At 63.1% G+C, this 21,708-nt stretch carries 13 protein-coding genes and 2 pseudogenes; 3 read left to right on the forward strand and 12 right to left on the reverse strand.

Annotated features, from left to right (window positions below; translation table 11 throughout):
* Positions 1–66 precede the first annotated feature (66 nt).
* The 5 genes from CKW39_RS08340 to CKW39_RS08360 all read right to left on the reverse strand — a co-directional run bounded on the left by CKW39_RS08340 (position 67) and on the right by CKW39_RS08360 (position 7,397).
* Positions 67–1,575 (reverse strand): amidase, encoded by a 1,509-nt coding sequence (locus CKW39_RS08340; protein WP_095797676.1) that lies wholly within the window; start codon positions 1,573–1,575, stop codon positions 67–69.
* Between the two features lie 329 nt (positions 1,576–1,904).
* Positions 1,905–3,248, reverse strand: a complete 1,344-nt coding sequence (gabT, locus tag CKW39_RS08345) for a 4-aminobutyrate--2-oxoglutarate transaminase (RefSeq protein ID WP_095797677.1) — start codon at positions 3,246–3,248, stop codon at positions 1,905–1,907.
* A gap of 45 nt (positions 3,249–3,293) precedes the next feature.
* Complete coding sequence (locus tag CKW39_RS08350; RefSeq protein WP_095797678.1) at positions 3,294–4,769, reverse strand: NAD-dependent succinate-semialdehyde dehydrogenase; 1,476 nt, start codon at positions 4,767–4,769, stop codon at positions 3,294–3,296.
* A gap of 106 nt (positions 4,770–4,875) precedes the next feature.
* On the reverse strand, positions 4,876–6,303 hold the full coding sequence (locus tag CKW39_RS08355; protein ID WP_095797679.1) for an APC family permease: 1,428 nt from the start codon (positions 6,301–6,303) through the stop codon (positions 4,876–4,878).
* Between the two features lie 770 nt (positions 6,304–7,073).
* Positions 7,074–7,397: a helix-turn-helix transcriptional regulator gene (locus tag CKW39_RS08360; RefSeq protein WP_016996806.1), complete on the reverse strand. Its 324-nt coding sequence runs from the start codon at positions 7,395–7,397 to the stop codon at positions 7,074–7,076.
* 126 nt (positions 7,398–7,523) lie between these two features.
* Between CKW39_RS08360 and CKW39_RS08365 the strand changes: the two genes are divergently transcribed.
* Positions 7,524–8,903, forward strand: a complete 1,380-nt coding sequence (locus CKW39_RS08365; RefSeq protein ID WP_095797680.1) for an NAD-dependent succinate-semialdehyde dehydrogenase — start codon at positions 7,524–7,526, stop codon at positions 8,901–8,903.
* A gap of 91 nt (positions 8,904–8,994) precedes the next feature.
* Here CKW39_RS08365 and CKW39_RS15970 read toward each other — a convergent pair whose 3' ends face one another.
* Together CKW39_RS15970 and CKW39_RS15975 are read right to left on the reverse strand one after the other, a co-directional pair.
* Positions 8,995–9,717, reverse strand: a complete 723-nt coding sequence (locus CKW39_RS15970) for an MFS transporter (RefSeq protein ID WP_315278882.1) — start codon at positions 9,715–9,717, stop codon at positions 8,995–8,997.
* A 76-nt stretch (positions 9,718–9,793) separates the two neighbouring features.
* A pseudogene (locus CKW39_RS15975) lies at positions 9,794–10,117 on the reverse strand (MFS transporter); the annotation flags it as partial.
* A 444-nt stretch (positions 10,118–10,561) separates the two neighbouring features.
* Between CKW39_RS15975 and CKW39_RS08375 the strand changes: the two are divergent.
* Positions 10,562–11,602 (forward strand): Lrp/AsnC family transcriptional regulator, encoded by a 1,041-nt coding sequence (locus tag CKW39_RS08375; RefSeq protein ID WP_095797681.1) that lies wholly within the window; start codon positions 10,562–10,564, stop codon positions 11,600–11,602.
* Between the two features lie 114 nt (positions 11,603–11,716).
* Here CKW39_RS08375 and CKW39_RS08380 read toward each other — a convergent pair whose 3' ends face one another.
* The 5 genes and pseudogenes from CKW39_RS08380 to CKW39_RS08400 form a co-directional block, all read right to left on the reverse strand.
* Positions 11,717–13,345, reverse strand: coding sequence for an amidohydrolase (locus CKW39_RS08380; protein ID WP_016996810.1), 1,629 nt, complete (start codon positions 13,343–13,345; stop codon positions 11,717–11,719).
* Positions 13,346–13,444: 99 nt separating this feature from the next.
* A pseudogene (locus tag CKW39_RS08385) lies at positions 13,445–14,970 on the reverse strand (amidohydrolase).
* Between the two features lie 163 nt (positions 14,971–15,133).
* Positions 15,134–16,345: a PLP-dependent aminotransferase family protein gene (locus CKW39_RS08390; RefSeq protein WP_254049340.1), complete on the reverse strand. Its 1,212-nt coding sequence runs from the start codon at positions 16,343–16,345 to the stop codon at positions 15,134–15,136.
* Positions 16,346–16,444: 99 nt separating this feature from the next.
* Entirely contained in the window at positions 16,445–18,091 is a 1,647-nt protein-coding gene (locus CKW39_RS08395) for a thiamine pyrophosphate-binding protein (protein WP_095797683.1), read from the reverse strand.
* Positions 18,092–18,185: 94 nt separating this feature from the next.
* Positions 18,186–19,862, reverse strand: a complete 1,677-nt coding sequence (locus tag CKW39_RS08400) for an amidohydrolase (RefSeq protein ID WP_095797684.1) — start codon at positions 19,860–19,862, stop codon at positions 18,186–18,188.
* Positions 19,863–20,205: 343 nt separating this feature from the next.
* Here CKW39_RS08400 and CKW39_RS08405 point away from each other — a divergent pair, with 343 nt between their 5' ends.
* Positions 20,206–21,693 carry an amino acid permease gene (locus CKW39_RS08405; protein ID WP_095797685.1) on the forward strand — a complete coding sequence of 496 codons (1,488 nt, stop codon included), beginning with the start codon at positions 20,206–20,208 and terminating at the stop codon, positions 21,691–21,693.
* Positions 21,694–21,708 lie beyond the last annotated feature (15 nt).

The raw sequence follows: 21,708 nt of genomic DNA on the forward strand, positions 1-21,708 counted from the left end.
ACCCCAAACCTACTCGGGAAACCCGCGCTCGTCAGTGACGCGACGCAATGTTCCGTTCGATTGCACTCACGCGGCCCGCGGGTCCGTGGGCGGGTTCAGCTGCGCGGCCAGGGAGAGCAGCCACGCCTCCGACGACGCCGCTCCCACCAGTTGCACACCCATCGGCACCTTGCCGGGGTAGTCACCGGATTCCGGCTGTGTCCACACGGTGGGAACAGTGATGGCCGGTAGCCCCACCACGTTGATGAACGAGGTGTAGGGGGTGTACTGGCACTGCCGCTCGTAGTCGCGTTCTGCGCTGCGAGGATCGGCCATGTCGTAGCCCTCGAAGTACCAATCAATGGGCCGCGGCGGCATGGCCAGGGCGGGCGTGAGAATCATGTCGTACTGGGCATATTGAGCGATAGTGTCGGCCTCGAACACGCGAATCGCGCTCACGGCGTCCGCCAACTCCACGGCAGAGCGGTTCAACGCGGCTTCTCGAAAGTGCCGCGCCAGGCCGGTCAGTTGCAACTCTTGCCCGTCGGCCAAGGGGATCTGACCCACGGCGGTCGTCCACAATTTGAAGAAGTTCTTCGCATAACCGGGCAGGTAGTTGATCTGCGCTTCCTCGACCTCGTGCCCCAGCGCCTGCAACTGGCGGACGCCCTCGGACAGAGCGAGCTCTGCTTCGGGGGAGACAGAGATGTCGTAGCTGCCCTCGAACGGGGATGCCGTACTCACGCCAATCCGTAACGGACGATCTCCCCATGGTGCATCCCCGGCCAGCGCGCGGCTCACCACGGATGTGAACGACCGTTCCGGCACTGCTTTCACCGGCCGATCGATGGCGGTGTGGCCCGGGGTGGAGCACAGCACATCCATGAGTAGGGCGGCGTCCAAGGCGGTGCGCGTGATGGGGCCGTTGACGCTCAACTGCCCCACGTTGTTCAGCGCATCGCTGCTCGGGACTCGTCCACGGTTCGGTTTGAGCCCGATCAATCCGCACGCCGCGGCAGGAATTCGCACCGAACCGCCGCCGTCCGAACCGATCGCCCCCGCCAGCATCCCGGAGGCCACAGCCGCAGCCTGGCCACCAGAGGAGCCTCCGGGGCTGTGTTCCGGCGAGTGGGGATTGCGCGCCGGCGGAAATATTCTGTTCTCGGAATAACAATTGAGCAGGAACTCCGGGACTTGTGTCTTGCCCACCATCACGGCGCCGGCTGCCTCAAGGGTTTGCGCGAGAGGGTCAGAGTCGGCAGCGATCGGGAACTCGCCGTTCTCGTCCTGGTTGATCAGGGTTCCGAAGGTCGTGGGCATCCCCGCAACTTCGTGCCCGTCCTTCAACGCCGTGGGTACACCCAGAAGCGCTGGCAATTCTGCTTCAGCGGACGGGTCCGACGCCGCCTCGGCCAGTTGTTCGTCCGCCTCTCGGGCCCGCTTCAGAGCAACTTGACGATCCACGTGAATGAACGCGCCCAGGGTGTCATTGAGCTCTTCGATGCGGTCGAGCGAGGACTTCACGGTGTCCTCGCTGGTGACCTGACCGTTGCGCAGTGCCAGAACAGTCTCGGTGAGTGACGGATAGTGCTCCACGATGGTCCTCCGGGCTCGGAATGAAGTGGTATACGGCGGGTTAGTCCCACCATCCCACATCGACCGTGAGGGTTTAAGGTTCCCTATCCCGCATTTCCGGCCGAAAACAAGGCATAGGGAACCCTATTCCACGGAAGTGACACCGGAAGACGAAGACCATGGAGCCGCAACCGCGGAAGGTGGCGGGGCGGCGTCGTCGTCGTCCGTAGTGGCGTCAAGGTTGGCCAGGGACGCAGGAACGCAAGAAACGCAGAAACCCATAAATGCGAACGGGCGGCCACCGGAAACCGGTGACCGCCCGTCGAAAAGCGCGACGTGATCAGTTCAGATCAGGCGCCGACCTCTTCGATGGCCTTGGCGAACACGCGCAGGCCGTCGCGCAGCAGGTCGAAGTCGATGACCAGCGGCGGGAGCAGACGCACGTTGTTGCCGAAGGTGCCGCAGGTCAGGATGACGACACCCTGCTCGAGGCACTTGGCGGCGATCTCCTTGGCGGCGTCAGCGTTGGGCTTCTTGGAGCCCGGCTCCACGAACTCGAGCGCCATCATGGCACCGCGACCGCGCAGCTCGCCCACGATGGGGGAGGACTCGGCAAGGCTGCCGAGCTCTTCCTTGATGATCTTCTCGATCTCAAGGGCGCGCTCGTTGAGGCCCCACTCCTCGATGGTCTCGATGGCGCCCAGAGCTGCGGCACACGCGACGGGGTTACCGCCGTAAGTGCCACCTAGGCCGCCGCCGTGCACGGAGTTCATGATCTCGGCGCGACCGACCACACCGGACAGCGGCATACCGCCGGCGATGCCCTTGGCGAAGGTCACCAGGTCGGGCTCGATGCCCTCCCACTCGGAGGAGAACCACTTGCCGGTGCGGGCCACGCCAGCCTGCACCTCGTCAGCGACGAACACGGCGCCGTTGTCCTGGCACCACTTGGTCAGCGTGGGCAGGAAGCCCTCGGCGGGGACGATGAAGCCACCCTCACCCTGGATGGGCTCGATGACCACTGCGGCAACATTCTCTGCGCCGACCTGCTTCTCGACCAGCAGCAGTGCACGCTCGGCAGCTTCCTGACCGGTCATGCCTTCCGGATCGCGGAACGGGTAGGACATGGGAACGCGGTACACGTCAGAGGCGAACGGACCGAAGCCCTGCTTGTAGGGCATGACCTTGGAGGTCATGGCCAGCGTCAGGTTGGTACGGCCGTGGTACGCGTGATCAAAGACGACCACCGCGGTGCGCTTGGTGTAGGTACGCGCCAGCTTGACCGCGTTCTCCACTGCCTCGGAACCCGAGTTGAACAGGGCTGCACGCTTGTCGAAGGAGCCCGGGGTCAGCTCGGCAATCTTCTCGCCCAGCTCCACGTAGCCCTCGTAGGGGGTGACCATGAAGCACGTGTGAGTGAAGTTCTCCACAGCGTTCTTGACGTTCTCCACGACCTTGGGTGCGGAAGCACCCACGGAGGTCACGGCAATGCCGGAACCCAGGTCGATCAGCTGGTTGCCGTCGACGTCCAGGATCACGCCGCCGTCCAGCTTTTCCGCGTAAGCGGGAACAGAGGAAGCCACGCCGGAAGCGATCGCGTTGCCGCGGCGCTCGGCCAGTTCGCGGGACTTGGGGCCCGGAACAGCGGTCTTCAGGTCACGCTTCTGCTCAAGCGTGTATTCGATTTCAGCCATAGTGGTCTGGTTGTCCTTTCAAAGATCAGGAAAATAAGGGTTGGATCAGGCCCAGGGAGAGGGCAGGCCCATGTACTGGGTGGTGGTGTACTCGGCGATGCCCTCGGCGCCGCCCTCACGGCCCAGACCGGACTCCTTGACGCCACCGAACGGAGCGGCGGCGTTCGAGATCACGCCGACGTTCATGCCCAACAGGCCATACTCGATGCGGTCGCCGATGCGCAGCGCACGCGAGATGTCATTGGTGTACACGTAGGAGGCCAAGCCGTACTCGGTGGAGTTGGCCAGACGCACGGCGTCGTCCTCGTCCTTGAAGGTGATGACCGGAGTCACGGGGCCGAAGATCTCTTCCGTGAACACGCGGCAGTCCTCGGTCACACCGGTGATCAGGGTCGGCTCGAAGAAGTAGCCGTTGCCGTCCACAGCCTTGCCGCCCACGCTGATGGTCGCGCCCTTTTCCTTGGCGTCTTCCACAAGCTCGACGACGCCGTCGCGCGCCTTCTTCTCGACGAGCGGGCCCACATCGGTGCCCTCGTCCATACCGTTACCGGTCTTGAGCGCGCCGAGCTTCTCACCGAACTTCTTGGAGAACTCCTCAGCCACGGACTCGTGCACCAGGAAGCGGTTGGCCGCGGTGCAGGCCTCGCCCATGTTGCGCATCTTGGCGGCCATGGCACCCTCGACAGCCTTGTCCAGGTCTGCGTCCTCGAACACGATGAACGGGCCGTTGCCACCCAGTTCCATGGAGGTACGCAGCACGCGGTCCGCAGCGGTCTTCATGAGCTGCTTGCCCACGGGGGTGGAGCCGGTGAAGGACACCTTGCGCAGACGCGGGTCGTCCATGATGGGGCCGGAGACCTTGGAGGCGGAGGCCGAGCACACCACGTTGAGGACGCCGGCCGGGATGCCGGCCTCAATCATCAACTTGGCGAAGTACTGCGAGGTCAGCGGGGTCAAGCGAGCGGGCTTGAGGATCATGGTGCAACCGGCGGCCATGGCGGGAGCAACCTTACGGGTGGCCATGGCCAACGGGAAGTTCCACGGGGTGATGAGCAAACACGGGCCCACCGGTTTGTGGGTCACGATCATCTTGAGGTTGCCCTCGGGGGTGTCCGCGTAGCGACCGTAGTGACGGGGAGCTTCCTCGGAGAACCAGCGCATGAACTGGTTGGCGTAGGCAACTTCACCCTTGGACTCCTTGAGCGGCTTGCCCATTTCAAGGGTCATGAGGGTGGCGAGTTCCTCGGTGTTTTCCTTCACCAGCTCATAGGCGCGGAGCAGGATGTCCGAACGCTCACGCGTGGAGGTGCGGGCCCAGGACTCCTGGGCGTTCGCGGCGGCGTCCATGGCCGCACGGGAATCTTCTTCGGTGGCCGAGGCCAGAGTGGCCAGGACCTCACCGGTGGCGGGGTTCTCGACATCGAACGTGCCGCCGTCAGAGGCATCGCGCCATTCACCGTTAATCAGGAGACCCTTGGGGGTCGCCTCAAGAAGTGCAGAAATTTTCTCTTGGGTGCTCATATCGTGCCTATCTCACAATTTCGTCTTAGAAATTGTGCAGTTGTGCGTGTTTGGGCGCAAGGCCCCTGTGTCCATGGTATGCCCCGGCGCAAGTCCGGAGATTTAGTTACTTCTTGCGGGCTTCCACAGCGGCCACCAAGCGGTGTTCCGCGTCAGCTCCCGGTTCGATGCCCCGCGGGATGCGGAACATGAAGATGAGTCCGAGTACCCACCACAGGGCGAAGATCACATACGGGGCCATTCCGAGACCCGCGGGCATACCGGGGATGTACAGAACGGCAAGGCCGGCACACAGTACGACCGACAGGATGCCGATGGCCGTGCCGCCGTGGTGGCGGCCGCCGATGCGGAACGGACGCTCCATGTCGGGCTCGCGCTTGCGCAGAATCACGAAGACGATCGAGACCAGCAGGTAGGCGATCACGATGGAGGGCGAGCCCGAATCCACCAGCCAGCCCAGCATTTCCTCACCGAAGAACGGCGCAATGAAGGAGAGTGCACCCACGAAGAGCAGCGCGTTGACCGGTGTTCCGTACTTGGGGTGAATCTTGCCGAACCAGCGCGGCAGCATGCGGGAGTTGCCCAGTGCCCACAGCAGTCGTGAGGCGCCCATGAGCAGGGAGTTCCAGGACGTCAGAATGCCGGCCAGGCCGCCAGCGAGCAGCAGGTTGGCCATCGCCTGGGAGTTGAACACGGCGCCCATGGCATCCGCCACGGCGATATCCGCCACCGCGAGTTCCTCGACGGGCAGGGATGCGGACGTGGCGAGAATCACAGCCGCGTACCAAACTGTTGCAAGCAGGACGGACGTGATGATGGTGCCGCCCAGTTTCTTGGGGGCGAGGTTCATTTCCTCGGAGACCTGGGGGATCACATCGAAGCCCACGAACAGGAAAGGCACGACCACCAGGACCAGGAAGAATCCGCTGATGCCGTTGTCGAAGAACGGTTCCATGTTGCGTGCGGAGCCGCCGGAGAATGCGCCGAAGATCATCATGAGGCCCACGAGCAACAGGAAGATGATCACGAAGATCTGCACGGTGGATGCTTGCTTCACGCCGCGGATGTTGATCCACGTGATGATCACCGCGCACAGCGAACCGAGCAGGGCCCACGTGAGATTGACCTCGAAGCCGGCCACGGTCCACAGCGGAATCTGGCTCAGCTCGGGGAAGATGTATTGCACGGTTCGCGGGACGGCCACGGCCTCGAACGCCACGATGGTGATGTAACCGACCGTGATTCCCCACGATCCGATGAACGCCCATCGCGCACCCATGCCACGCAACAGATAGTTGTGCTCACCGCCGGCCGCGGGCATAGCGGCCACGAGCTCGCCGTACACCAGGCCGACCACCGCCATGATGGCGCCACCGGCCAACATGGCCAGCGCGGCACCCATGGTTCCGGCGTCGTCGAGCCAGCCACCGGTGAGAACCACCCAGCCGAAACCGATCATCGCGCCGAAGCCCAGCGCAATGGCATCTATCCGACCGAGGACCTTCTTGAATCCCCGCTGGTCTGTATTCGTCATGGGCAAGTCCTATCAAGCGAGTGTTGCGAGTTGATTTCCTCATTGTGACGCTCGTCGGACTCAATCGTGTTTTTTGACGCTACATTGCGCGTTGCCCGCCGTTGCGCGCCTGCTTTTCGCCGACGACGCCGCGCCCCAGGTTTCGCAAGGACCTCACGACCCGCGTGATGTTTAGTTAGAGCCCTTCTGGAGGGCCGTAAGGGTCCTAACGGAACTTGAAGTGTCATCCGCGGCCCTAGTGACGCCTCAGATGTGGGTGCCAACGGCAGCGCGCCTCAGGTGTTGCCGCCAATGACAGCGCGCCGTCGCGTGTGAGGTGCCTTTAGAACCTCGTGGCGCGCGTGGTGTTTCCTTGGAACCTTTTGGGGTCGCCATGAGGGTTCTAGCGACGCCTCAGATGTTGCGCACGGTCCTAGCGGCACCGCACGTGAGGTGGATCTCGCGTCAGTACGCGGGGGCGAGCATCAGGGCGAGAGGGTGAGGCTGCACATGACTGCGGGGACCCCGCCCAGGTGGGCAAGGTCCCCGCATCGTTCGTTCGCTGGCTCCTCGCCGGCTGACGAGCTAAATCGTTAACTTGCTGCGACCTGAATCTTTAGCTCTCTGCGCTCTGGCAATGTTCGCCAATACCTAATTCACCATTGCCTCAGTCGTGTGGGCAGGTCCGTTCTCAGGCCGCGTGATTGCAGTTGGCGCACGTGCAGTTCTCACAGGTGCAGTTTTCGCACGTGCAGTTGGGGGCGCACTTCTCGCAGGTGCAGGCGGTCTGGTCAGTGGTTGCAGCGCTCATTGTGGTGCTCCTTGGTGTGTTGATGGGCGTCCAGGAAGACGTGTGCTACGTGCTCGTCGATCAAGCGGTAGCGCGTGACTCGGCCATCGCGGAAACCTTCCACGAGGTGGGCCTCTCGCAACACCTTGAGATGTTGCGAGACCAGGGGTTGGGACAGGCCCAACTCCTGTGACAGCTCTCCGACGAACCGGGGCTCCACGGTGAGTCGCTCCACGATGGCGCAGCGAGCCGGGTTGGCCAGCGCGCCGAACAGACGAGCCACATCCAGATAGGGGGACAGCGGCCCCGTAGCCTCGGTTGTCATAAGACCATCCTTATATAAGAAATTTGCGATATCAAGCCCCGTGGGGCCCGATGCAACACAGAAGGAGGACTCTCGCCCTCGGTGAACGCTGTTCGCCAAACCCTGAGTGAGGCATAACCTAGGGGTATGGCTTACGCAACAGTTAATCCCGCCACAGGCGAAACCGTAAAAGAGTTCCCCACCGCAACGGATCAAGAGATCAAGGACGCAGTGAAGCGTTCCGGTGAGGCCTACAAGTCTTGGCGCAACACTCCCGTTTCGGAGCGCGCCCAGCTCATGCACAAGATGGCTGAGCTGTACCGCGAGCGCAAGGAAGAGCTCGCAAAGATCCTGACCGACGAGATGGGCAAGCCCAAGGCTCAGGCCATCGGCGAGGTCATGATCGTTGCGGGTATCTACGACTACTACGCGGACAACGCAGAAGGCTTCATGGAAGGCCGCACCCTGGAACCGTCCACGGGTGGCGAAGCTCGCGTGGTCCTGGATTCCACCGGTTCCCTGCTGGGCATCATGCCCTGGAACTTCCCGTACTACCAGGTGGCTCGTTTCGCAGCACCCAACGTGATGCTGGGTAACACCATCCTGCTGAAGCACGCCGGTAACGTTCCGCAGTCTGCCGTGGTGCAGGAGGAGCTCTTCCACGAGGCGGGCTTCCCCAAGGATGTTTACATCAACATCTTCGCTTCCAACGACCAGATCGCTGACATCGTGATCCCGGATCCGGCTGTGCAGGGTGTGTCCCTGACCGGTTCCGAGCGCGCAGGTGCCTCCGTGGCCGCCACCGCTGGTAAGAACCTCAAGAAGGTCGTTCTGGAGCTCGGCGGTTCCGACCCCTTCATCGTTCTGGACGACCAGAACGTGGAACGCACCGTGAAGAACGCCGTGATGGGTCGTATGTCCAACAACGGCCAGGCGTGCACCAACGCCAAGCGCTTCATCGTTCTGGAAGACGCCTACGAGTCCTTCGTGGACAAGTTCGCGCAGGCTGTCCAGGGCATCGAGCCCGGTGACCCCTCGGACGACAAGACCTTCCTGGGCCCGATCAGCACCGTGGGCGCTCGTGACGAGATCATGGAGCAGGTCCAGGACGCCATCGACAAGGGCGCATCCGTGCTGGCCGGTGGTAAGAAGATCGAGCGCGACGGCGCATGGATGGAAGCTACCGTCCTTGCTGACGTGACCCCCGAGATGCGTGCCTACGCCGAGGAGATCTTCGGCCCGGTGGCCGTGGTCTACAAGGTCAAGGACGCTGACGAAGCGATCGAACTCGCCAACTCCTCGCCCTTCGGCCTGGGTGGTTCCGTGTTCGGCGCGGACGAGGCCGCCGCTCTGGAGATCGCCAAGCGCGTTGACTCCGGCATGGTGTTCGTCAACGAGGTGACCGGCACCGCTCCGGACCTGCCCTTCGGTGGCGTCAAGCGTTCCGGTGTGGGCCGTGAGCTGGGCCCCTTCGGTATCGAAGAGTTCGCCAACAAGAAGCTGCTGCACACCCCCGCCAAGAAGTAAGGCAGGGTTGACCGTTCTCGAACGGTAGACAGACGAAAGCCGCCCCCGCACCTGGAAAAGGTGCGGGGGCGGCGTCGTTCTCGGGAAAGCTTTAGTGGCGCAGGTCCTTGCCCTTGGTCTCGGGAAGGAAGAATGCGACCACCGATGACACGAGCAGCAGCAGGCACACATACACCGAGAAAGCGCTCACGGAGTACTGGGTGCTGATCCAGTTCTGCAGGTAGGGTGCGGTGCCACCGAAGATGGCCACGGCCACCGCGTACGGGAAGGCCACGCCCACGGTGCGCACGCTGGTGGGGAACAACTCCGCGAATACGGCCGGAGTGTTGGCCAGGGTGGCGCCCATGAAGAGCAGGATGAGTGCGGCGGGGAAGACCAGGGACACGAAGGTCTGACCCACCATGGCGTTCATGGGGAAGAACGGCAGCAGCGGAACAACGTTGCCGATGATCAGTGCGGGGCGGCGACCGAATCGGTCGGAGAACTTGCCCCAGAACGGCAGGGAGATGATGAGTACCACGTTGGCCAAGAGGCTCGCGTTGAGCGCGGTGGCCTGGGGCATGCCGTGGACCACCACGGCCTGCTGAACCGCGGACACGGACCACACGTAGTAGCACACGGTGCCGCCAATGGTCAGGCCGATCACGCGGAATGCGGACTTCCAGTTGCGGCGGAACTCGGGCCAGATCGAGGGGCGCTTGGCCTTGTTGGACTTGAAGGTTTCGGACTCGTGCAGTTGTGAACGGCCGACCAGGGCCCACAGGCCACCCAAGGCGCCGATGAAGAACGGAACGCGCCAGCCCCACTCGCTCATCTACTCGGGGGGAGAGGAACAGGTTCATGATGACGCCCATGAAAATACCCAGGCACGCGCCAATGGTGCCGGACACGTAGATCATGGAGGACCAGAGGCCGCGGCGCTCCGGGGGAGCCATCTCCGCCAGGTAGGTCTGAGCGGTGGGCATTTCGCCACCGTAGGCCGGACCCTGAATCAGGCGTGCGGCCAGCAGCATGATGGCGGCGAACACGCCCGCGGTCTCGAAGGTGGGTGTCACGCCGATCATCAGCGCGCCCAGTGCGATACCTCCGACCGTGGTCAGCAGTACAGCCTTACGACCCACGCGGTCGGCCATCCAACCGAAGAACAAACCGCCGATCGGGCGGAAAATGAAGCCCACGGCAAAGATGGCCATGGCGCCCAGGATGGAGGCCACGGGATCCGACGGGTTGAAGATCTCGCGAGCAAAGTAAATGGAGAATGTCGCGTAATTACTCCAGTCGTATCACTCCAGGGCGTTGCCAATGCCCGTGTTGATGAGGGTTTTCCTGGAAGAGACGGCAATGCCGCCCGGATTGGTCTCCGAGTAAGGGGTGGCAGTTGAAGTAGCCATAACGTGCATCCTGAATCGGTGGAGCGATGCCTCGTGAGGGGCGCCGCGAAAGAAGTAGAAAGTGGCGGGTGCTACAGCTCGTATAGGCAATTGTGCACGATGCGTTCCAGATTACCAAGACCTGTGTAAGATTTTTTACAGTTCACGGGCGCATGTCGCGATTTTGTTTCAAATTATTGCCCCAGCGTCTGAAACCACAGACCCAGGGTCATCACCCTGACTTTGTAGAATCATGTATCGGCCACCACACACATCTAAGGGAGATCCATGGCAAGCAACGGCCAGTCCAAGACTGAGCTGTCCGACCAGGACTTGGAGCTCATCAGCCTGCTGCAGTGGGCACCCAGAATCACCTGGGGTGAAGCCGCCGAGATTCTGGACGCACACCCCACCACCCTGGCCGGACGCTGGGAGAAACTGCGCAGCTCCGGCGCAGCCTGGATCACGGCCCAGGTCAATCTCAACGATCCCCGCAATCTGTTGTCCTTCCAGGAGATCTCCTGCGACGCCCAGCAGTGGGACCACGTGGTCAAAGAGCTCGTGGCCATGCCGGAGGTGCTTTCGGTTGAGGCTTTCTGCCGAGAACCGGACCTCGGTCTCACCGTGGTCAGTCGGGATCTGCAGTCGCTCTCGCGCATCATCGAGGAGAAAATCTCCCGCGTTCAGGGCATCGTGAAGATCCACAACATGATCTCCACCAAGCTCCACCGTGCCGGTGACAAGTGGCGTCTGGACAGGCTCAGCGATGAGCAGCGGGCCGCCGCGCAGGCCTGGGTGAAGGCTGAGCAGGAGTCTCTGCCCGTGAGCAGCACGCCGCTGGGCGAGGATCAGCGTCCCGTGATCGAAGCGCTCATGCTCGACGGTCGCGCTAGCGCGGCGGAAATCGCTCGCACCACCGGCCTGCACCCGGCCACCGCCCGCCGGTATCTGCACAAGGTGCTCGCTTCTGGGATGTTGTCCATCCGGTGCGATTTGATCCAGCGGGTCTCCGCATCGCCCATCACGGCGCAGTGGTTCACGCGCCTGGACGCGAATCTGCACGAAACGGCGGCGGAAGCGCTCTCGCACGACCCTCGTACCCGCGTGGTCACGTCCATCACCGGGCGTGCGAACCTGATGGTCGTCATGTGGTTGGGCTCGGTGGGGGAGATCCTCGAGGCCGAACGGGCCATCCAGTCCGCGGTGTCCGGCATCGAGACCCAGGAGACGGTGGTGTCCCTGCGGCCCATCAAGCGCATGGGATGGGTCCTGGGCACGGAGGGTCACGTGGGTAAGAAGTTCGTTTCGCCCGAGCTGCACCTGAGCTAACCTTCTGCGGCCTGTCCCGTCTCCACGACGGGTTCGCCAACGACGCCGCCCCGGCACCTACCAAGGTGCCGGGGCGGCGTCGAGGTGGGGCGTTCGAGAACAACCGGAAGTGGTTCAGTCCTCGCGCTGGTAGCGGATCTGAGCCCCCACCACGGTGGACTCGACCACGGTGTCCTTGATCGCGCGATCGTCCTCCGCGAAGACGTCCCGGTCCACGACCACGAAGTCCGCGAGCATGCCCGGTGCCAGGCACCCCTTGAGGTTCTCCTCGTAGGAGGCGCGCGCCACGGCGTGGGTGTAGTAGTACACGGCCTCCGCACGGGGAAGGATTTCCTGTGGCTGCCAACCGTCCACGGCATCCCCGTCACGAGTCCGCGTGATGGCCGCGTGAATGCCCTGGAACGGATTGGGATCCTCCACGGGTGCATCCGAACCGAAGACGAGTTCCGCACCTGCCGCCCGCAGGCTGTTCCAGCCGTACGCGATCAGGTCGCGATCCTCCAGGAAATCGTTCATGGGGATGTCAGCCGTGCAGTGCATGGGCTGCATAGAGGCCGTGACACCCAGTTGACGGAATCGGGCGATGTCGCTGCGTTTGATGTACTGCGCGTGCTCGATGCGCTGGCGCAGGCCGAAGACCCGTGAAATGGCCTGATGAGTCTCGAACGCGTCGAGCACCTCGGTCGCGGCCTGGTCACCGATGGCGTGAACCGCGGTGGCAATGCCGGCGCTCGCCGCCAGGTGGATCCAATGATCCAATTCGTCCCGAGTAGTCACGGCCATCCCATGGTCCTGGGTGCCCGGCCACGGATCCGACATGTGGCAAGTGTGGGAGCCCAGAGCGCCGTCCGCGAAGAGCTTGAGCGGACCCATTGAAATCCACTCATCGCCCGATGCGGTGCGAATACCGCGACTGATGAAATCGAGAATCTGTTCCTGCCGCAGCACCTTGTGCACGCGGATATCCAGCTCACCGCGTTCCCGCAGTTTCTGATAGGCAAAGAGGCAGTCCGCGCCGTCGATGTCGTGGATGGAGGTGATACCGCGCTTGAGCAGTTCTCGCTGGCCCACGGGCAGGTAATCGTCGATGTTGCCGGAGACATCCGACTGCATCAGGCCATCGCGGATGGGGATGCCCGCCGCTTCCCGGATGATGCCGGTGAGCTCACCGTGCTCGTCCCGCTCGTAGGTGCCGCCGTCCGGGTCCTTGACGTTGCGGTCCAAACCCAGAGTCTCCAGCGCCTTGGAGTTGAGCCACAGCGTGTGCCAGTCCAGGGAACCCAGGGCCATGGGGATGTCCGGGCAGATGCTATCCAGGCTGTGCTTGTCCGGGAACACCGGAACGTCCCAGCCGTTGGCGTTCCACTGTCCGCCGAAGATCCAGGTCTGGGACTCATCCTGCCGCGCCTTCTCCACGAACGGCTTCAGCAGGTCCAGGGCCTCCTGCAACGAGCCGCAGAAACGCATATCGGGTTCCGTGATGGAGCGTGAGTAAATGGCCGAATGAATGTGTCCGTCACCCATGCCCGGCAACACGTACTTACCCTCGAGGCTCGTGCGCTCCGTACCCAACGGAGCCATGTCCTTGAGCCTCCGATAGTCGCCCACGGCCACGATGCGGTCGTCCGAGGTGAGGATGGCATCCGGGTGAGGCATGTCGTGGGAGTGCCAGGTGGCCTGCGGAGTCCACCCCGTGGCCGGGTTCATGGCGTGGACCTTGGCGTTATGGAACAGGCGAAACATCCGTGGGACTCCTCGATGCGAACCGGTGCGGGGTGGACAAGGGCTGACCTCCGATCCTATCGAAGCAACCGGTGGACTGGCGCAGGCTCCTTGTCCCCTTTACCGTTCACGCTGATAACGGATCTGCGCACCCACCACGGTGGCTTCGACCACGGTGTCCTTGACCGCTTGGGCGTCTTCCGCAAACACATCTCGGTCCACCGCGATGAAGTCCGCGAGCATGCCCGGTGCCAGGCACCCCTTGAGGTTCTCTTCATAGGAGGCGCGGGCTACCGCGTGGGTGTAGTAATAAAGTGCCTCCGGTAGACCGATGCTCTCCTCCGGTTGCCAGCGATTGGCGGGCTTCTCCGGTTCCGAACGACATACTACAGCGGCGTGAATCCCGAAGAACGGGTTGGGGTCCACCACCGGCCCGTCCGAGCCGAAAGCCATGGGGGTTCCCGCAGCACGCAGACTGTTCCACCCGTAGGCCACCATATCCCGGCCCTCCACAAAGTCGTTCATGGGGATCTCCTCGGGGCAGTGCAGGGGCTGCATGGAAGCGGTCACCCCTAATCGCTGGAACCTCAGGATGTCATCGCGTTTGATGTACTGAGCGTGCTCCACGCGCTGGCGCAGCCCGAAGACCTGGGCGATCGTTCGGTTGGCCTCGAACGAGTCCAAGACATCGGTGACGGCCTGGTCACCCACGGCTCCGACATGTGTGCGGTGTGGGAACCCAGGGCGCCGTCCGTGAAGAGTTTGAGCGGGCCAATGGAAATCCACTCGTCGCCGGATCCCGTGCGAATGCCGCGGCTGATGAAGTCCAGGATCTGTTCCTGCCGGAGCACCTTGTGGATTCGGATGTCCAGCTCACCGCGCTCGCGGATCTTCTGGTACGCGTACAGACAGTCTGCCCCGTCGATGTCGTGGATCGAAGTGATGCCGCGCTTGAGCAGTTCACGCTGCCCGTGCGGGAGCATGTCGTCGATATGGCCCGAGACGTCCGACTGCATGAGACCGTCGCGTACCGGGATGGCTGCGGCCTCGCGCAGAATACCGGTCAGTTCACCGTGCTCGTCACGAACGTACGTTCCGCCGTTTGGGTTAGGCACGTCGCGGTCCAGGCCGAGTTCTTCGAGAGCCTTGGAATTGAGCCACAGGGTGTGCCAGTCCATGGACCCCAGCGCCACGGGGATGTCCGGGCTGACAGAATCCAGCGCCTTGCGATCCGGCACCACGGGCTTGTCCCAAATATTGACGTTCCACTGCCCACCGAAGATCCACGTGATGCTCTCATCCTCGCGAGCTTTCGCCACGTACGGCTTCAGCACGTCCAAGGCCTCTTCCAAGGACCGGCAATTGCGCATGTCCGGCTCGAACAGGGAGCGTGCGTAGATGGCGGAGTGAATGTGCGCATCGCCCAGCCCGGGCAGCACCGAACGGTTTTCCATGTCGGTGTGCTCGGTGCCCAGCGGGGCCAGATCCTTGAGTTCCTGATAATCACCCACCGCCACGATGCGGTCATGGGAGGTCAAAATGGCGTCCGGGTGGGGAGTGTCCGAGGCGTGCCAGGCGTTTTGCGGAGTCCAGCCGGCGGCCGGATTCATGGAGTGGATCTTTGCATTGTGGAACAGTCCGAACATTGTTGAACGCCTGCGGTTGCAATACCCGTGCCTCGACTGGCCTAGGGGTTCTTGTGGACATTACAGAAGTCAGTGACCTGGGGATTTGCTAACAGAAATACGACGACGCCGCGCCCCGTTTCCGGGGTGCGGCGCCGTCGTCATGAGCGCTACGCGAGGGAAATCAGCCGCTGATGGCTTCCTTCAGTGCGGTGGCGAAGATCTCTGCACCCTTGCGGATGTCCTCCTCGGTGGGGTGGCAGAACGAGACGCGGGCCTCGTGCGTGCCACGGCCGTCCGTGTAGAACGCGGTGCCCGGTACGAACACCACACCGCGGTCGATGCAGGTCATGCACAGCTCGTAGGAGTCCACGGACTCGGGCAGGGTGATCCACGAGTAGAAACCGCCCTCGGGGCGGGTCCAGGTCACGCCCTCGGGCATGAACTCGTCGAAGACGTCCATCAGTGCCTGGGCGCGCTTACCGTACAGCTCGCGGTACTGGTTCAGCACAGCCTGCCAGTCGGTCTTCTCCAGGTACTCGGCGACCAATTCCTGGCCGAACACGGAGGGGTTCAGCACGGCGGCCTCTGCCTGCAGGCCAAGGATCTTGGACAGCGAGCTGGGCGCCAGCGTCCAACCCACGCGCAAACCGGGGGCAAACATCTTGGAGAAGGATCCCAGGTAAACCACGTTGTCGTCGTCGGCGCGCATGGCGCGGCCCACCTGGCCCTCGAAGCCCAGCAGACCGTAGGGGTTGTCCTCGGTGATCAGGATGTGGTTGGCGTCGCAGATCTCGCGCACGCGGTCACGGCGCTCCTGCGGCATCATGGTGCCGCCCGGGTTCTGGAAGCTCGGGATCGTGTACAGGAACTTGATGCGGCGACCCTGCGCCTTGAGCTCCTCCACGGTCTTCTCGAGTTCCTCGGGAATCAGGCCCTCGTGGTCAGCGCCAACGTGCACCACGTTGGCCTGGGCGCCGGTGAACACGGCCATGGCACCCGAATAGGACGGTGCTTCCGCCAGGATCACGTCTTCCGGATCGATCAGCACGCGGGTCAGGATGTCCAGACCGCACTGCGAACCGGTGGTGACAATGATGTCCTCTGGCTTGGCGTTCTCGATGCCCTCGAGCTTCATGAGTTCGATGATCTGGGCCTTGAGGTGATCCGTGCCGGTGGAAGCGCCGTACTGCATGACCTCCATGCCGCGGTTGCGCATCAGGTCCTCAGTGATGTCCGCCAGCGAATCCATGGGCAGGGAGCTGAGCTCCGGCATACCCGACGCGAAGGAAATCATGCCCGGCTTGGCGGACATTGCGAAAACCTTACGGACCTCGGAGGGCTTGGCGTTCCGTACTCCGGCGGCGCAGTCCTCAATAGTAAATTCTTGGCTCATGCCAATACCTCCTTGAAATAATTCGATGCTCGGCTAGTGCCGACTGAAAACGGTGTGTGGCGGCGGAAATTCCGCCACCACACACCGAGCGGGCTGTTATTACATGCCCGGCATGACCTTGGAGCGGTCGACCACCACGTGCACCACGGCGGGGATGCGATCCTCCTGCGTGGCCTTCATGGCCTCGGAGATGACGCGCTCAATGTCGTCGTTGTTGTCCAAGCGGGCTCCGTACCCGCCGTACCCCTCGCCCAGCACGCCGAAGTCCGGGTTCGCCAGCTGCGTTCCGGAGATGCGGCCCGGGTAGTGGGCTTCCTGGTGGGAACGGATGGTGCCGAACTGGGAGTTGTCCATGACCAGGATCAGCGGGTGCGCCCCGAACTGCTTTGCCGTGGCCAGTTCCTGGCTGTTCATGAGGAACTCACCGTCGCCGGCGATCGAGAAGACAAAGCGATCCTTGTCCTCCAACGACAGCGCTACGGCGGCGGGAACCGAATAGCCCATGGTGCCGTTACGCACCGAGAACTGGGACGGGTAGAAGGAGTTCGGGAAGTAGCGGTGACCCCACGCGGTGTGGTTACCGGAACCGAACGTGATCTGGGTGTCCTCCGGCATGTGCTTGAGGACCTCTTCCATGACCAGGGTCATGTCAGCGGTGCCCTCCGCGTTGGTGCCGGTGTTGTCCGGGATCTGCGAGACCTTGCGGTGCGCTTCCACGGCGGGTTCGCGCCACGACGTCCAGTCCGGGTGCTCGCCCAGGTCCAGATCTGCCACGGCCTGACCGAAGGCCACCGGGGAAGCCAGGATCTGACGAGTCACCGCGCCCGAGTGCTGGCGCAAGGAAGCGTCGATGTTGACGATCCAGTTGACGTCATCGGGGTTCTGGCGAACGGTGAAGCTCTCCGTCGGAACGTCGGAGAGGGTGCCGCCCACGAGGAGCAGCAGATCGGCGTCCTTGAGGACAGCCAAGGACTCCTCGGTGCGACCATAACCCACCTCGCCCGCGTTGACGGAAGAGTTGCCGGGGATACGGTCAGCGGCGCGCCAATCGGTAATGACCGGAATGCCGTTCTTCTCGGCGAATGCGGTGACCTGCTTGGAGGCCTCCGCGGTCCAGCGGGGACCGCCGAGCAGCATTGCCGGACGCTCGGCCTTGGCGAAGGCCGCCTTGAGGTCGTTGATCTCCTCGTTGCTCACGGAACCCTCGGTCACGGGGATGCGCGGCACCACGGGGCGGTCCACCATTTCGGTGATGACGTCCTCGGGGAGACCGACCACCACGGGACCGGGGCGGCCGGAAGTAGCGGCAAAGAATGCCTCGGCCACGACCTCGGACGCGCGCTCGGCCTCGTCGAGGACGAACACGCGCTTGGTCTGGGTGCCGAACCACGCGTACGGGTCGAACTCCTGGAAGGCTTCCTTCATGCGGTGCTCGAACGGGATCAGGCCCACGAATAGCACCAGGGGAGTGGAGTCCTGCCATGCGAGGTGGACACCAACGAATGCGTTGGATGCACCGGGACCGCGGGTCACCATGGCGACACCGGGCTCACCGGTGGCCTTGCCCACTGCCTCCGCCATGTACAGGGCGCCGCCCTCCTGGCGGCACACCACGTTCTCGATACCCGAGTTGTAGAGGCCATCGAGTACGTCCAGGTAGCTCTCACCGGGCACGGAGAACACGCGTTCCACGCCGTGGCGCTTGAGCGACTCGACAATGAGATGGCCGGCTGACTGTTTGGTCATTAGTACCTCCTGGTTAGGCACCGGACTCGCCGGAACCGGAAGAATGGTCGTTAACTTCAATAAATGGTGACGCGCTGAATGATTTGTCGGGTGGTTACAGGTTTCCGTGCATAATTTCCCCACCCACAATCGTGGCCGTGACCTGCACGTCCTTGATGGTCTGCGGGTCGATGTCATAAATGTCATCGGAGAGCACCACGAAGTCCGCAAGTTTGCCCGCGCTCAAGGTGCCCTTGAAGTCGTCCTGGTGGGACGCGTACGCGCTGCCCACGGTGTAGGCGTTCACGGCCTGGTCCACGGTGATGCATTCTTCCGGAACGAACTGGGCGCCGGATGCCGTGCGGCGGTTGACCATGTCGTGAATGTTGTACAGCGGCGGGTACTCCACCACGGGTGCGTCCGTGGAGGCGGGGGCCACCATGCCCGCGTCGATGAGGGACTTCATGCGGTAGCACAGGCGGGTGCGCTTCTCGCCCAGCGCCTTGGCCATACCGTCGCCGAGCTCGTTCACGAACCGCCCCTGGGGCACCGGAACCACTCCGAGAGCCGCCGAACGGGCCACTTGCTCGTCGCTGGCGACACCGAAGTGCTCGATACGGTGGCGGGCGTCCTCGCGGGGGAATTCTTGCTGTGCCTTCTCGATGATGTCCAGCACCACGTCCACGGCGCCGTCGCCGATGGCGTGCACGGCAAGCTGCCAGCCGTTCTTGTGCGCCGCGATCAGGCGGCGTTCCAACCATTCCTGTGGGAACTGCAGGAAGCCGACGTTCTCCACGCCCTCTTCTGCATCAGCGGCGTAGCCCTCGGTCATGAACGCGGAACGGCCGATCAGAGAGCCGTCCGACAGTACCTTGACGGCGCCGATCTGGAACCAGTCGTCACCCATGCCGGAGCGGATTCCCAAGTCCAGACCGAAGGGCTGATCCTCATCCGGGAACTCATTGGCAACGTCCTTGCCGCTGGGATCGATGGGGTGCAGCGTGGTCAGATAAGGCATCACGGTGGCGCGCAAGCGCAGCCGACCCTGGTCCTTGGTCAGCTGGTAGGCGGCGATATCCGTGAAGGACTGACCGATGTTCGCGGGAGAGCCCAAACCCGGTTCGGTGATGGACGTGATGCCGGCGGCCAGAGCGGCGTCGCAGGCGGCTGCAATCTGATCGGCAACGTCCTCGGTGGTCTTGGCGGGCAGTACTTCCTGGACCAGGCCGCGGGCCGTCTCCGAGAGCAGGCCCTGCGCGGCGCCGTCCTCGTCGAGCGGGACCTCGCCACCCTCCGGAACCTCGAAGCCCTTGCGGCCGGGGTAACCGGCGATTTCGAAGGCCTTGCTGTTGACCACGGCCATGTGACGCGAGTTGTGCCACAGCCACACGGGATTGTCCGGGGCGACCTCGTCCAGGGCTACCGCGGTGGGATGCGCGCCGTCCAGATAATTCTGGTCGTAGCCCTGACCCAGGATCCATTCGCCGGGCTCGGCGTCTGCGGCGGCATCGCGCACGGCGCCGATCAGGTCGTCCATGGTGGAAATGGCGGACGGGCGCAGGTCCAGCTGAACCAGCGACTCGCCCAAGAAGCTCAGGTGGCAGTGAGCGTCGTTGAACCCGGGGACCACGGCGGCACCCTTGAGATCCACCACGCGCTCGAAGAGATCGGTGGGCAGCTCGTCGTCCAGGCTCACGACCTTCCCCTGGTGAACACCCAAACTGTGAGCCGTGGGGTGCTCAGGATCCTGGGTGTGAATGGTGCCGTTGGTGAAGATCACGTCGAAAGTCATGAAGTCTCTTACCGTCCTTTACTCGTGCGATCGATGGTGGAATCCACCAGAAGCGGCATCGTGACTAACCGTCTCACACCGGCCGATTGGTGGTCAGCGTGGACCGTTACATCGCCTCTCGTCAACAGCCACGTGTCACTTGTCTGCCATTTATTGCTCTTCGCGGGCGCAATATGACGCATTTCGACTCACTCGGGCAAATGAACCTAAATGTTCGTTGCACGCCGATTTCAGAACTACCCTCAGTGAGCAACTACCGGCGGTGCGTGGTGGGGGTCCGTCTCGTGAGCGTTACTGATTGACGCATCAGGTGGGTGGTTCACCCCACGAACAGGAGAATGTCATGCCATTCGACCCGAAAGAGCCCGCCACAGGGCCCATGCCCACGTACGAGGATCGGGGTGACGAGGGGTACAAGAAGTCCCTCGGTAACTTCCAGATCCAGATGATCGCCATTGGCGGCGCCATCGGTGTGGGCCTGTTCCTCGGAATCGGGCAACGTCTGGCCACCGCCGGGCCGGCCCTGGTGCTGTCCTACCTGGTCGTCTCCGTGGTCGTCTACCTGCTCATGCGAGCACTGGGCGAAATGGTGATCCACCGGCCCACCACCGGCGCGTGGGTGTCTTACGCCCGAGAGTTCGTCTCCGACCGCTTCGCTTACATGACCGGTTGGATCTACGTGGTGCTGGCCGCAGTGGCCGGCGTGGGCGAGATTGCGGCGCTCGCCGTGTACGTGCAGTTCTGGTGGCCGGAGATCCCGGGCTGGATCCCGTCCCTGGTCGCGGCACTCGTGATAGTCGGCTGTAACCTGCTCAGCGTGAAGCTCTACGGCTTCATCGAGACCTGGGCCGCCATGATCAAGGTGCTGGCCATCCTGTTGTTCCTGATTGCGGGCATCGTCCTCGTGGTTGCCGGTGACATCTTCAATGCCCCCACCGTGGCTTCTGTTTCCAACCTGTGGTCGGAGGGCTTCGCAACGAGTGGCGTCCTGGCCCTGGTGGTCGTGATGTCCGGTGTGGTCTTCTCGTACTCCGCCATTGAGATCGTGGGCGTCTCCGCTGGTGAAGCCAAGGACCCCGAGCGCTCCATGCCCCGCGCCATCAACTCCGTGGTACTGCGTATTGCACTGTTCTACATCGGCTCCATCCTGGTGCTCTCCATGCTGCTGCCCACCGCCCAGTACTCCGGCAACGAGTCGCCGTTCGTGACCGCTCTGGGCTCGCTGAACATCCCGGCGCTCGCGGGCATCATGAACTTTGTGGTGCTGACCGCCGCGATCTCCGGTGTGAACGCCACTCTCTACGCGTGTGTCCGTCTGCTCCGTAACCTCGCGGCCCACGGCCAGGCGCCTCGCGTCACGGCCACCGTGTCCAAGCGCGGTGTGCCCTCCGGTGCACTGATCTGCCTGCTCGGTTTCTACCTGTTGGGCATCATCCTGATTTACGCACTGGGTGCTGCTTCCGCATTCGAGGTCGTGTTGAGCGCATGCGCGGTGTTCATCCTGTTCGGCTGGATCTCGATCTTCGTTTCGCACCTGGGCTACCGCCGCAAGGTGGCCCGCGGCGAAGCGCATGCCGTCAATTTCCGCATGCCCGGCGCTCCGGTCACCAACTACATCTGCCTGGTGTTCTTGATCGCGGTGGCGCTCTACATCATGTTCGACTTCAGCAACCCGCACTGGTATTACAGCCTGATCGCCGGCGTGGTGATCGTGGTGGGCACCACCATTGGCTTCAGCGCGTCCAAGCGCAGTGTGGCCAAGAACGGTCTGCCTGATCTCGGCCCGTTCGCGTCGCACGAAGAAGAGCCCCTGGACCCGGTCCAGCGTTAAGGTGGAGGCGGATCA

The sequence above is a fragment of the Kocuria sp. WRN011 genome (assembly GCF_002295155.1).
In the GTDB taxonomy this organism is placed as follows: domain Bacteria; phylum Actinomycetota; class Actinomycetes; order Actinomycetales; family Micrococcaceae; genus Kocuria; species Kocuria carniphila.